The sequence below is a fragment of the Aliidiomarina sedimenti genome (assembly GCF_003986955.1).
GTDB lineage: Bacteria > Pseudomonadota > Gammaproteobacteria > Enterobacterales > Alteromonadaceae > Aliidiomarina > Aliidiomarina sedimenti.
The window spans coordinates 317,635-329,874 of sequence record NZ_PIPN01000004.1 but is presented as its reverse complement, the minus strand read 5'-3'; the positions used below and the strand labels follow the sequence as shown (position 1 = coordinate 329,874).

Annotated in this window: 15 protein-coding genes; 7 read left to right on the top strand and 8 right to left on the bottom strand. The window is 50.4% G+C overall.

Annotated elements, in window-relative coordinates; genetic code table 11:
* The first annotated feature begins 391 nt into the window (after nt 1–391).
* Both CWE12_RS10630 and trmA read left to right on the top strand, forming a co-directional pair.
* Complete coding sequence (locus tag CWE12_RS10630) at nt 392–910, top strand: RNA recognition motif domain-containing protein (RefSeq protein ID WP_241984190.1); 519 nt, start codon at nt 392–394, stop codon at nt 908–910.
* Between the two features lie 109 nt (nt 911–1,019).
* On the top strand, nt 1,020–2,105 hold the full coding sequence (gene trmA, locus CWE12_RS10625; RefSeq protein WP_241984189.1) for a tRNA (uridine(54)-C5)-methyltransferase TrmA: 1,086 nt from the start codon (nt 1,020–1,022) through the stop codon (nt 2,103–2,105).
* A 4-nt stretch (nt 2,106–2,109) separates the two neighbouring features.
* Here the strand turns inward: trmA and CWE12_RS10620 are convergent, their stop codons facing one another.
* The 3 genes from CWE12_RS10620 to efp all read right to left on the bottom strand — a co-directional run bounded on the left by CWE12_RS10620 (nt 2,110) and on the right by efp (nt 4,272).
* Nucleotides 2,110–2,586 carry a MerC domain-containing protein gene (locus CWE12_RS10620; RefSeq protein ID WP_126789690.1) on the bottom strand — a complete coding sequence of 159 codons (477 nt, stop codon included), beginning with the start codon at nt 2,584–2,586 and terminating at the stop codon, nt 2,110–2,112.
* A gap of 65 nt (nt 2,587–2,651) precedes the next feature.
* Complete coding sequence (gene epmA / locus CWE12_RS10615) at nt 2,652–3,617, bottom strand: elongation factor P--(R)-beta-lysine ligase (RefSeq protein WP_126789689.1); 966 nt, start codon at nt 3,615–3,617, stop codon at nt 2,652–2,654.
* An 85-nt stretch (nt 3,618–3,702) separates the two neighbouring features.
* Nucleotides 3,703–4,272 carry an elongation factor P gene (gene efp, locus CWE12_RS10610; RefSeq protein WP_126789688.1) on the bottom strand — a complete coding sequence of 190 codons (570 nt, stop codon included), beginning with the start codon at nt 4,270–4,272 and terminating at the stop codon, nt 3,703–3,705.
* Between the two features lie 116 nt (nt 4,273–4,388).
* Here efp and epmB point away from each other — a divergent pair, with 116 nt between their 5' ends.
* Entirely contained in the window at nt 4,389–5,408 is a 1,020-nt protein-coding gene (gene epmB / locus CWE12_RS10605) for an EF-P beta-lysylation protein EpmB (RefSeq protein WP_126789687.1), read from the top strand.
* Here epmB and CWE12_RS10600 read toward each other — a convergent pair.
* From CWE12_RS10600 to CWE12_RS10580, 5 genes are all read right to left on the bottom strand, one after another.
* Nucleotides 5,405–5,587, bottom strand: a complete 183-nt coding sequence (locus CWE12_RS10600) for a hypothetical protein (protein ID WP_126789686.1) — start codon at nt 5,585–5,587, stop codon at nt 5,405–5,407. The genes epmB and CWE12_RS10600 overlap by 4 nt on opposite strands.
* Nucleotides 5,588–5,700: 113 nt before the next feature.
* Nucleotides 5,701–6,198, bottom strand: coding sequence for a DUF3016 domain-containing protein (locus CWE12_RS10595; RefSeq protein WP_126789685.1), 498 nt, complete (start codon nt 6,196–6,198; stop codon nt 5,701–5,703).
* A gap of 204 nt (nt 6,199–6,402) precedes the next feature.
* Nucleotides 6,403–8,034, bottom strand: a complete 1,632-nt coding sequence (gene groL / locus CWE12_RS10590) for a chaperonin GroEL (RefSeq protein ID WP_126789684.1) — start codon at nt 8,032–8,034, stop codon at nt 6,403–6,405.
* Nucleotides 8,035–8,068: 34 nt separating this feature from the next.
* Nucleotides 8,069–8,359, bottom strand: coding sequence for a co-chaperone GroES (locus CWE12_RS10585; RefSeq protein WP_126789683.1), 291 nt, complete (start codon nt 8,357–8,359; stop codon nt 8,069–8,071).
* 119 nt (nt 8,360–8,478) lie between these two features.
* Nucleotides 8,479–8,997 (bottom strand): FxsA family protein, encoded by a 519-nt coding sequence (locus CWE12_RS10580; RefSeq protein WP_126789682.1) that lies wholly within the window; start codon nt 8,995–8,997, stop codon nt 8,479–8,481.
* An 86-nt stretch (nt 8,998–9,083) separates the two neighbouring features.
* Between CWE12_RS10580 and cutA the strand changes: the two genes are divergently transcribed.
* The 4 genes from cutA to accB all read left to right on the top strand — a co-directional run bounded on the left by cutA (nt 9,084) and on the right by accB (nt 12,237).
* Nucleotides 9,084–9,401, top strand: coding sequence for a divalent-cation tolerance protein CutA (gene cutA / locus CWE12_RS10575; protein WP_126789681.1), 318 nt, complete (start codon nt 9,084–9,086; stop codon nt 9,399–9,401).
* A gap of 1 nt (nt 9,402) precedes the next feature.
* Nucleotides 9,403–11,169: a protein-disulfide reductase DsbD gene (locus tag CWE12_RS10570; RefSeq protein WP_126789680.1), complete on the top strand. Its 1,767-nt coding sequence runs from the start codon at nt 9,403–9,405 to the stop codon at nt 11,167–11,169.
* A gap of 127 nt (nt 11,170–11,296) precedes the next feature.
* On the top strand, nt 11,297–11,749 hold the full coding sequence (gene aroQ, locus CWE12_RS10565) for a type II 3-dehydroquinate dehydratase (RefSeq protein ID WP_126789679.1): 453 nt from the start codon (nt 11,297–11,299) through the stop codon (nt 11,747–11,749).
* 29 nt (nt 11,750–11,778) lie between these two features.
* Complete coding sequence (accB, locus tag CWE12_RS10560; RefSeq protein ID WP_126789678.1) at nt 11,779–12,237, top strand: acetyl-CoA carboxylase biotin carboxyl carrier protein; 459 nt, start codon at nt 11,779–11,781, stop codon at nt 12,235–12,237.
* The last annotated feature ends 3 nt before the right edge of the window (nt 12,238–12,240 follow it).

Here is a 12,240-nt window from a genome sequence, read left to right as displayed (position 1 = left end):
TTCCTGCTCATCTCGAGCCGGGAGCGCCATTTTAAGGATTTAAAACATCCCGTCAAGGCTTTTTTCAAACTTGCTTTGCTGGCAACTCGTTGCTGGCTAACCGTTTGAAGTGGGGCGCATTATAGAGGTCCCTGGTATGAGTGCAAGGGTTTTCTTGCAGATTTGTTGCGACTGCTCAAATCATCATCAGCTAAGCTGGTAAGAGATACTTTGCCGCGAGCCTAATTAGCCGTTACTATTAGTTTTACACGTCCTTTGAACACAGACTTTAGTTCCTTATAGGCTAGTGTAGGTATCAAAGGAACGTGCAACATGTTTGTAGTTGTACTTAATCAGTACTATTCGGTTTCATTTTCTATAGTTAGTTTATTTTTAAAGTAAGGATGTCTAAATGACACGTGCTACCCCAGCCTCGCAGATCTTAGTTGCAGCTATCATTGCCATTGTTGCCGGTTTACTAAGCGGCCTGATGACGAGCTTCGACAACACCACCACTATTTCATTAGTAGGTTTATTTTCCTTCCTTAGTGGCTTACTAACCCCGTGGATTGCTGCCGCTATCAGCGCGCCCAAGTCAAAACGGGCAGCAAAACCAAAAGCCAGCAAGCGGGAAACAGTAAAACCAGCTGTCAGTGGACATAACCCTGATGGTTCAGACCAAATGACCCTGTACGTTGGCAACCTGCCGTTTAAAACCAGTGAAGAAAGCGTTGAAGAAACCTTTGCTCGCTATGGTGAAGTATTTGCTGTGCGCCTGGTTAAAGACCGCCGTACCGGCAAACGCAAAGGATACGGCTTCGTTGAAATGGAACCGGTTGGTGCAGAACTCGCACTATCAAAACTGAATGATTCAGAATATGAAGGCCGCACCTTAAAAGTCCGCTTCGCTAACACTGAACGCAAAGAGTAAACTGACAGAGCCCGCTGAATAGAGCGGGCTCTTCTTTATATAGATCGCCTTTCACGTTAAAATTCGCATCTTTATTTATACCGCCCTCAGGCGAAGGATGTCGAATCTCATGCCACTGCCGCACGACTACCAGCAACAGCTCGACTATAAAGTTAATCAACTTAGTCAGCGATTAGCACCATTCAATGCTCCCGACCTGCAAGTGTTTGCCTCTGCGCCTGAACATTACCGGATGCGGGCCGAATTTCGGGTATGGCACGAGGGTGATGAACTCTATTTCATCATGTTTGATAAACAGACCAAAGAAAAGTACCGGGTTGACCAACTACCGGCGGCGAATCAGCTTATCAATTCGCTGATGCCTGCGATCCTCGACTTTGTTCGAGATCGCCCCACCCTGCGCAGTAAGCTATTTCAGGTCGATTTTCTGACCTCGACCACTAACGAAGCGGTGATTTCGTTACTCTACCACCGTCAACTGGATGAACAGTGGCAAGCCGACGCCGCGTCTTTACGTGAACACCTGCAGCAGTATGGCAAAGTCAGTTTGATTGGGCGGGCGCGCAAACAGAAGCTGGTGTTAGGTAATGAGGCGGTTCATGAGTCGCTTCAGGTGGCGGGAACAACCTACCTGTTTGAACAGGTCGAAAATAGTTTCACTCAGCCAAATGCCGGCATTAATGAGGCAATGCTCAGTTGGGCTCACGAGAAGAGCCAGGCGCTAAGTGGGGATCTGTTGGAACTCTACTGTGGCAATGGTAACTTTAGCATTCCCTTAGCCGGGCAGTTCAAGCGGGTGCTAGCGACTGAGATTAGTAAAACCTCGGTCTATTCGGCGCAAACCAATATTGCGTTGAATAAAACTGATAACGTCACTGTGGTTCGACTGGCTGCCGAAGAAGTGACTCAGGCGATCAATGGTGAGCGAGTGTTCCGCCGTTTAGAAGGTATTGAGCTGACTGAGTTTGACTGTAAGACGGTGCTGGTCGACCCACCACGGGCTGGACTGGACGCTGCCACCTTAGCAATGGTCGCTCGCTATCCGAATATCATCTACATTTCCTGCAATCCGGAAACGCTGGCGGATAACCTGACCTACCTCAGCGACACCCATGATATCGAGCACGCGGCGTTATTTGATCAGTTCCCTTTCACTGAACATACAGAAGCAGGGGTAGTGCTAAGACAACGGTAAAAGGCTAGGCAGTATGCTGAGTTGAACCTGAAACCGGGTTCAATTCGGACTCTGCAGCATTATCGGATGAGCTCGCTTCAGCTTCAGCCGCTACATCACAATTTTCCACTCGCCGCACACGGCACAGATGCAGGTTCATAACATGTGCACTTATCAACAGGCCCGCGCCGACTAACACCACCGGGATTTCCCAGCCGTGACCAGCCGCATGGCCAATATTGTGCTTGTTAAAATAAAGAACGACACCGGCCAGCAACGCGAGCAACGGCAATGGACTACGATGATGCTTAGTGCCGATGGCTATCGCCACGCCTCCGATCAAGGCACTTAATGACAACACGGCCCGCTCCAGGGTATCGGCGCCCAGAACTGACAAGCCCAACAAGGATAAAGTAGGCAGCAACACGGGCACCAGCAGACAATGCAGCGCGCATACAATTGCTAACCAAATACCTGTTTTATCAAGGGGCTTATGTCTCATTTAAACTCTCGGCAAGACGTGATGGTGTAATAGTATAACATTCTGCCCGGCAAATTCAATGACCATCAGGCTCGCTCTATGGGGAAAGCTAACACATCGCTGATCTGACTTGCGCCTAACTTAAGCATCAGTAGTCGATCCAGGCCCAGTGCAACACCCGCACAGTCAGGAAGTCCGGCTTGCAGCGCCGCCACTAAACGTTCGTCCTCAAGCGCACGAGGCTTGCCCTGCTTCATCCGTATAGAATTATCAGCGGCAAACCGCTGGGCCTGCTGCATGGCATCGGTAAGCTCATAAAACCCATTTGCTAACTCGACCCCATCTATGTACAGCTCGAAACGTCGCGCCACACGCGGGTCATCAGGGTGAATTCGGGCCAGGGCAGACTGAGAGGCCGGAAAATTATAAATAAAAGTAGGCTCGGTTTGGCCCAGAGTCGGCTCAATATAGTGAGTCATTGCCAGGTAAAGCAAGGTATCCGGGTCAGCTTCGTCCTTTACCCAGTCACCTAAATCACGTTTAACCAACCAGCAACGCAGGCTCTCAATGCCTTGAGCGGTAAGCGGATCACAGCCTGTAACCGTTAAAAAAGCATCCTGATAGGTAACTCGTTTACTCGCCTTGCAACCGAGTAGCGAACACATCAGCTGGTCGATTTCGTCCATTAACTGATACTCATCGAAACCAAGGCGGTACCATTCCAGCATGGTAAATTCAGGATTGTGCTGCGGCCCTACTTCATCGTTCCTGATAACCTTGGCTATCTGGTAAATACTTCCGCTGCCGGCTGCCAGCAAGCGCTTCATCGCGTACTCCGGGGACGTCTGTAAAAAATACTCTGATTGCGACAGGCCGTCCCCGCACAACTTAACCGTGACATTGGATAAGTGAGGGTCAGTGACGCCGCGTGCCGCTACGATAGGCGTATCGACCTCAAGTACATCGCGCTCGGCGAAGAACGAGCGGATATTTGCCAGCAGCTCGGCTCGTGCGCGCAACGCCTGGAGGCTTGCACTGGGTTGCCAGTTCATTGATTACTACCTCAAAGGTCTCACAGAACTAAAAAAGCGGTGTCGTTCAGCAACGACACCGCTTTTTGTTATTCGTTAGCGTGAATTACTTTTGCACACGGGAAACGTATTCACCATTGCGGGTATCTACTTTGACCACTTCACCCGTCTGCACAAACAATGGAACCCGCACTACCGCGCCAGTAACAAGTGTTGCTGGTTTACCGCCAGTCCCCTGAGTATCGCCTTTCAGACCCGGGTCCGTTTCAGTGATCTCAAGTTCAACAAAGTTAGGCGGAGTGACATTAATGGGTTTGCCGTCCCATAAGGTTAAGGTGCAGACGTCCTGTTCAACCAGCCACTTGGTGGCATCACTTACAGCCGCTTCGTCCGCGGCTATCTGTTCAAAGGTTTCGTTGTTCATAAAGTGCCAGAACTCGCCATCTGAATACAAATAGGCCAGTTCAATTTCCTGAACATCCGCCGCTTCTACGCTTTCGCCCGACTTGAATGTCTTCTCAACCACTTTGCCGCTGATTAGTTTACGGATTTTAACCCGGTTAAATGCCTGGCCTTTGCCTGGCTTAACCATTTCATTTTCCAGGATGCTACAAGGCTCGCCATCCTGCATAATCTTCAGGCCGCCTTTGAATTCATTGGTACTGTAACTTGCCATGGGTATCCTCTTTACTGGGAAGTCTGCAAATTTTGCCCCAATAATAAACCAAATAGAGCCGCATTTCAGGTAAAATAATCGCTCTCATCCAAACGACGACAACCCACAGTGGAACGATGCAACCAACTGCGCAGCAAGTAACACCCATTGAACTGGAGTCCAGCTGGCAACACCAGTTAGCCGATGCCTACACGGATCCGCAAACACTCGGCCAGGCACTGCAACTTGACGCTAACTGGGTTAAGCAACACGCACCTGCACGGCAATTGTTTAGCATGCGGGTACCTAAGCATTTCGTTTCATTAATGCAACGCGGCGATCCCAACGACCCACTGCTACGCCAGGTATGGCCACGCGAGGACGAATTTACTGTGGTCGACGGGTATAACGCCGACCCGTTAGGCGAAGAGAGTGCAACGGCAGCAAGTGGAATTCTGCATAAATACCAATCCAGGCTGCTGCTTATTTTGCGCGGCGGCTGCGCGGTCAATTGTCGCTATTGCTTTCGCAGGCATTTCCCCTATGCTGAACACAAAATAGGACGGCGCGAGCTCGAACGAGTCCATGCGTATATCCTTCAACATCCGGACGTGAACGAAGTTATTCTTAGTGGTGGCGATCCGCTGATGGCAAATGATGAACAGCTAAGTCATGTGTTGGATATGCTTGAGCGTTTGCCGCAACTAACCCGGGTGCGTATTCACAGCCGCTTACCCGTTGTCATTCCGCAACGCTTAACGCAAACCCTTGGCTTGCGTCTGCAGCGCAGTCGCTTGCAGGTGATTCTGGTTATTCATGCCAATCACGGCAACGAAATAAGCCCTGCACTTAGCCAGCGGCTTGCGACCTGGCGCCAGCAGGGCATTCATTTACTTAATCAGAGTGTGTTGCTAAAGGGAGTTAACGACAGTGCCGGGATATTAGCAGAGCTTAGTGAGAAGCTTTTTGCCAGTCAGGTTATGCCCTATTACCTGCACCAGCTTGATAAGGTGGCAGGGGCAGCGCACTTCGCAGTCAGTGATGCCAATGCCAGCCTGATTATGCACGACCTGTTGCGCACATTACCCGGGTTTTTGGTGCCCAGGTTAGTGCGCGAAATAGCGGGTGAGGCCAGTAAGACCCCACTGCATTTTTAAGCCGTGGTATTGATGTTATTACCAACAGCAGCACTTGGTGCCGCATTACTTACTGTGGCAGTTACTGCAGCAGAGTCTAACAGCTGAAGGCTTGCTTGACCGACTGCTTTTTGCTGGTTGTTTGCCATTTGAACGCCTTTTAATTCAAGCGCTTGCTGGCTATTCATTGATACTTCCATGAAGCCTCCTAGGTACACGACCTATTTGGTTAAAGACAACGAGGCGTAATTACAACGCCTCGTTAGTGCTATCGACCTGATTTTCAGATTCTTAATGTAAAGACTGCCAGATCTTAATTATCCATGTCAAAAGTATCACGGAACCAGTCATTCAGCATCTCGCGTTCATGGGTAAGTAAACTCTGGCTGCCACGTTGAGTTCGTGAAGCACTGGACCCTGCGCTACGGCCTCTCAGGCGCTCTTCGCCAGAAGCCAGACTATTTCCATCAGCGTCCAGCAACTCATAGCTGAAACTAACCATCGGCGGATGCCCTCGTTGCACTATGCGCAAGCGCTCCGTTCCCGACATATCGACGTGCCCCGCTAAATCAACATTGGTAATGGTCACTTTCAACGTCTGATCTGAGGGTAATTGTTCAGCATTTTGCTGGAATATTTGCTCAAAGCCCTCAGCAATACGCTGGCGGAAACGCGTGCGGTTTTCATCGCCGGATTCAATATCAGTAAATTTATCCGCATCGCCCCAGGTGAAATCTAACTCAGCACTGGCCGCAACTGATGGTATCAGCATCGCTCCGGCCGCCATTAACGTTAACAATTTTACACGCATATTCTCTTCCTCCACAGTCGTTCCCTGTTGGATACGACCACTTATTGACCATCTAGTTCTTTTAGCGCCGCTACCAGTATTAGTCAAGTGGATGGCCCGGCCACGAAAAAGGCGCTGTAGCCTTTTACAGCTACAGCGCCTTTCAGTTAACGCTGATGGGTCAGGCCCTGCTGTGTTTCAGCAGCGCCCAGTTACATCATTGTCTTACATCATGCCGCCCATGCCCATGTCGCCGCCTGGCATTCCAGGTGCGTCATCTTTAGGGATTTCAGCAACCATCGCTTCAGTGGTAATCATTAGCGATGCGATAGACGCTGCGAATTGCAGGGCTGAACGAGTCACCTTGGTTGGATCCAGGATACCCATTTCCAGCATATCGCCGTAAGTGTCGTTGCCAGCGTTGTAACCGAAGTTACCTTCGCCTTCACGCACGTTGTTGGTGACGACTGACGCTTCAGCACCGGCGTTTTCTGCGATTTGACGCATTGGCGCTTCCATTGCACGCAAGGCTACTTTAATCCCTACGTTCTGGTCTTCGTTGTCACCACGCAGATCCGCAAGTTTGCTTGCTGCGCGCACCAGGGCAACACCACCACCAGGGACTACCCCTTCTTCAACGGCAGCACGAGTTGCATGCAACGCATCTTCAACGCGTGCTTTTTTCTCTTTCATTTCAACTTCGGTTGCTGCGCCGACTTTGATAACCGCAACACCGCCAGCCAGTTTAGCCAGACGTTCCTGCAGTTTTTCACGGTCGTAGTCTGAAGAGGTTTCTTCGATTTGCGCACGGATCTGACCGACACGCGCTTCGATGGCCTGTTCATCACCAGCACCGTCAACAATGGTGGTGTTGTCTTTATTGATAACAACACGTTTCGCGCTACCTAAGTCTTCCAGCGTTGCTTTTTCAAGCTCCATGCCGACTTCTTCAGAAATAACAGTCGCACCAGTCAGTACAGCGATATCCTGCAGCATGGCTTTACGACGGTCACCGAAACCAGGCGCTTTAACAGCAGCAACTTTAACGATGCCACGCATGTTATTTACCACCAGTGTTGCCAACGCTTCGCCTTCAACGTCTTCAGCGATTAGCAACAACGGCTTACCTGATTTAGCCACACCTTCCAGAGTTGGTAACAACTCGCGGATGTTGCTGATTTTCTTGTCAACCAGCAGCAGGTAAGGGCTTTCCAGCTCAACAAGACCCGCTTCCTGGTTGTTCATGAAGTACGGAGACAGGTAACCACGGTCAAACTGCATACCTTCAACCACGTCCAGTTCGTCTTGCAGGCCCTGACCTTCTTCAACGGTGATAACACCTTCCTGACCAACTTTGTCCATTGCCTTGGCAATGATCTCACCAATGGTGCTGTCAGCGTTGGCTGAAATAGTACCTACCTGAGCGATCGCTTTACTGTCGGTGCACGGCTGAGAGATTTTTTTCAGCTCTTCCACTGCACTGATCACCGCTTTGTCGATACCACGCTTCAGATCCATCGGGTTCATGCCTGCAGCAACTGATTTCAGCCCTTCTGCGACAATGGCCTGAGCCAGAACGGTTGCTGTAGTGGTACCGTCACCAGCTTCGTCATTGGCTTTCGAGGCGACTTCTTTAACCATTTGCGCGCCCATGTTCTCGAACTTGTCTTCCAGTTCGATTTCTTTAGCGACGCTCACACCATCTTTAGTGATGCTTGGTGAACCGAATGATTTTTCCAGAACGACGTTACGTCCTTTCGGACCCAGAGTTACTTTTACCGCGTCTGCCAGAACGTTAACGCCCTTCAGCATTTTTTGACGGGCCTGGTTACCAAATTTAACTTCTTTTGCTGCCATGATGCTTATTCCTTATAAATCAGGTTAATCAGGATTACTCGACGATAGCCAGAATATCTGACTCGCTCATGATCAAGACTTCTTCACCGTCCAGCTTCTCGGTTTTAACGCCGTAGCTTTCGCTGAACAGCACTTTGTCACCAACCTTCACATCCAGCGGTTTTATTTCGCCATTCTCAAGGATGCGACCTTTACCGACGGCAATGATTTCGCCACGAGTTGATTTTTCAGCTGCTGAGCCAGTTAAAACGATGCCGCCAGGTGACTTACTTTCAGCGTCAGAACGCTTAACGATCACACGGTCATGCAAAGGACGAAGTTTCATCGTGATACTCCCTTAGTAGGTAGAGATAACAAAAGGCCAAAACGGCCGGTGTTAAAAACTTTTGTGAATGCAAAATGGGGGCGACAGAAAAGAACCCAATACCCCACCGTTAAAAAAAGCTAATTTTTTTTCTGGTCGTTATCATCAGAGGGCTCTGCTAACTGCGATTCAGAACCCGCTTTATGCTGATACTCACCGTCAATGGTGGTCCCTTTTTCCTGCTGGCTATCGCGACCAGCCGGGCCTTTACGCTGGAAATGACTGAACTGAGCGCCAGCTCCGCGGATCACCATCCGTTTAAGCATGGCTTTGGCAATCACACTGCGAGTCGGAGGCAACAAAAACAGCAGGCCGATTACATCGGTCACAAACCCCGGGGTAATCAGCAGCACCCCGGCAAGGAAAATGAGTAAACCGCCAGCCATTTCTTCACCAGGCATTTGCCCTCTGGCCATTTTGCTTTGCATGCGCATCCAGTTCTGAATGCCCTGCTGCTTGACCAGTAAGGCACCAATGACGGCTGTCAGTATAATGACGACCAGCGTATTGAGGCCGCCAATAAGGTCGCCGACCTGCAGCAATACGGCAATTTCGACGATGGGTACGGCAATAAACAACAATAAAAGTATCTGCAACATAAACTATCCTGGCTTGGTGTTCGTTTATAGATGAGGCATGATAGTGCGATTTTCAAGCGCTGCAGCGGTAAAGTTTGGGAGCCCGTATGAGTAAGCCACAACTGGTGTTATGCACCACCCCTGATCAGCAATCTGCAAGCTCACTTGCAGCGGCACTGGTTGAACAACGACTAGCAGCCTGTGTAAATATAGTGCCTGGGTTACAGTCTGTGTACGAATGGCAAGGGAAAATTGAGCATAGTGAAGAATTCCTGATGCTGATTAAGACCACTAGCCAGGCCTATCCGGCGCTGGAGTCGGCTTTGAGCAAGCTTCACCCTTATGACACACCCGAAATTATTGCCTTCGATATAAATGCGGGGCTTCCTGATTACTTACAATGGATTAGCAAGGCGGTTGGCTAAGATGTATTCAATTTTACGTACCCTGTTTAAACAGGCTGGAATAGCTCTGCTCGCGCTCGTGACACTCAGCATGTCGGTCGCGCACGCACAGACCTTCGATATTAACCAGTACGCCAGCAACGACAGCGACTTTTTACCCGTAGACCAGGCGTTCGCCTTTGACTTCGAGCAGCAAGGTGACGAACTCACTCTGTATTTTGAGATCGCCGACGGCTACTACCTTTACCAGCACCGTTTTAGTTACCAGCCCGAAGGGCTGATATATGGCGTCCAGCCACTGCCGGCCGCCGATGAACATCACGATGAATTTTTTGGCGAAACCTTTATTTACCGGGACCGTCTTGCGATCACGCTTGAGCTTGCCCCTGTTCGTGAAGACACTTCACTGACTGTAACCTACCAGGGCTGCGCCGATGCGGGCCTTTGTTATGCACCGACCAGCAAAGAGATCCCTTTACAGCCAACTTCGGGCGCGGGTAATGACTCCAGCGCCACATCCTTGAGCGACTTTTCTGAACCCGCCAGTGGCCCATTTAGTGACCTGCTTTCATCCGATAACCTGGTCTGGGTCATGGCGGTGTTTGTCCTGCTCGGGCTTGGTCTTGCGTTCACGCCCTGTGTCTTTCCGATGTATCCGATCATTGTCGGTATTATCGGCGGGCAAAAAGGCAAATTGTCGACCCGACGCGGCTTTATGTTGTCATTTGTCTATGTCCAGGGGATGGCGCTGACCTACACCACGCTCGGCGTGATCGTCGCTCTCGCCGGGATGCAATATCAAGCCATGCTGCAACATCCTGCGGTGCTGCTAACCCTGGCTGTACTATTTGTTGTTCTGGCCGCTGGCATGTTCGGCGCTTTTAATATGCAGTTGCCTGCCAGCTGGCAGGCCAAGCTAAACAGTATTAGTCAGCAACAAAAGGGCGGCGCGTACGGCGGTGTTTTCGCCATGGGCGCGTTATCCGGCCTGGTCGCATCGCCATGCACCACGGCGCCATTGTCAGGCGTGCTGCTGTTTATTGCTCAGTCCGGCGACGTCGTAAACGGTGCGCTGATACTGTACGCCCTTAGTATCGGCATGGGGCTGCCATTAATTCTCATTGGTACTTCTGGTGGCAAGCTGTTGCCGAAAGCCGGCGCCTGGATGAATAGTGTAAAAATCGTTTTCGGGCTATTGCTACTTGCAGTCGCGCTGTTCCTGATTGAACGTCTGTTACCCATGGTGTTGGCTGGTGTCATCTGGCTTATTTTTATCGCCGCCAGTTTACTTATCATCGCGCGCAGCTTTTGGCCGCAACTGAAAACCCGCGGCCGGCTGGTGCTCAGCGCTATTCTTATCGTAGTCGCAGCCGCCGGCGCCGTCTGGCAAAAACCATTCATTCAGTCTGCATTTATTGAACACCTCGAGTTTGAACCCGTGACCTCACTGGAGGAACTCCAAAGCCGTGTCACAGCAGCAGAAGGCCAATGGGTGATGCTTGATCTGTATGCCGACTGGTGTGTCGCCTGCAAAGAGTTTGAGGTGTATACCTTTACCGATCCTGGGGTACAGGCCCAACTGGAGGACGTTGTGGTATTGCAGGCTGATGTCACGGCCACCAACGCAACCAATACCGAACTACTGAGTGAGTATCAGGTGGTGGGTCTGCCGACAATTTTATTCTTTGACCCGGCTGGAAATGAAATTCAGAACGCTCGGGTGACGGGCTTTATGAACGCCAGTGAGTTCCAGGAACACCTGGAAAGCCTAATGAATAAGGAAAATTGACGCGAACTGCTGTGATAAGACCAGTATTTTACTGCTATTTCAATTTTTGCCTTTATAATGGGAAAAATCACTTAATTGCCAGTTCGCTATGTTAGCAGTTGGCTATATCGCAGCAGATAACGTCAAGATGGCTCATAAACTACGTGTTTTGGTTCTTCACGGACCTAATTTGAATTTACTGGGAAGTCGCGAACCCGAGATTTACGGTTCGCAGACCCTGGCTGATATTAACGCCGCGTTAATGCTCGAAGCCGAGCAGGCCGGTGTTGAGTTGAGCTGTCTGCAAAGTAATGCCGAGCACGAGTTAATAGAAGCAGTGCAACAGGCACGCGGCCATTATCAATTTATCGTGGTCAACCCGGCTGCGTATACGCATACCAGCGTCGCACTGCGCGATGCTTTCCAGGCAGTGCAGATTCCGTTTATCGAAGTGCATCTGTCTAACGTTCACGCCCGTGAACCTTTTCGCCAGCATTCTTACCTTTCGGACATAGCCGAAGGCGTTATCTGCGGGCTTGGTTCAATGGGTTACGAATTCGCGTTGCAGTGTGCTATTAAGCACCTGCGATCCTCTACTTAACATTTACTAAAAGAGCAAAGACATTGGTTATGGATATTCGCAAAATTAAAAAGCTAATCGAACTGGTGGAAGAATCAGGCATTGCCGAACTGGAAATTACGGAAGGCGAAGAGTCAGTACGTATTAACCGTCACAGCCCGGCACCTGCGGCGCAAATGCATTACGCTGCTGCCCCGGCTCCAGCTCCGGCTCCAGCAGCGCCACAGGCAAGTGGAGCGGCTAGCGAAGCGCCAGCTGCCCCGGCCGAAGAAACTGGACATCTGGTTCGCTCGCCGATGGTGGGTACTTTTTATGAGTCTCCGGCTCCCGGCTCTAAAGCCTTTGTTCAGGTTGGCCAGCAAGTGAATGTCGGCGACACCCTGTGCATCGTTGAAGCAATGAAAATGATGAACCAGATCGAAGCAGACGTCAGCGGTACTGTGAAGAAGATCCTGGTAGATAACGAAGCACCGGTGGAGTTTGACCAGCCACTATTCATTATTGAATAAACC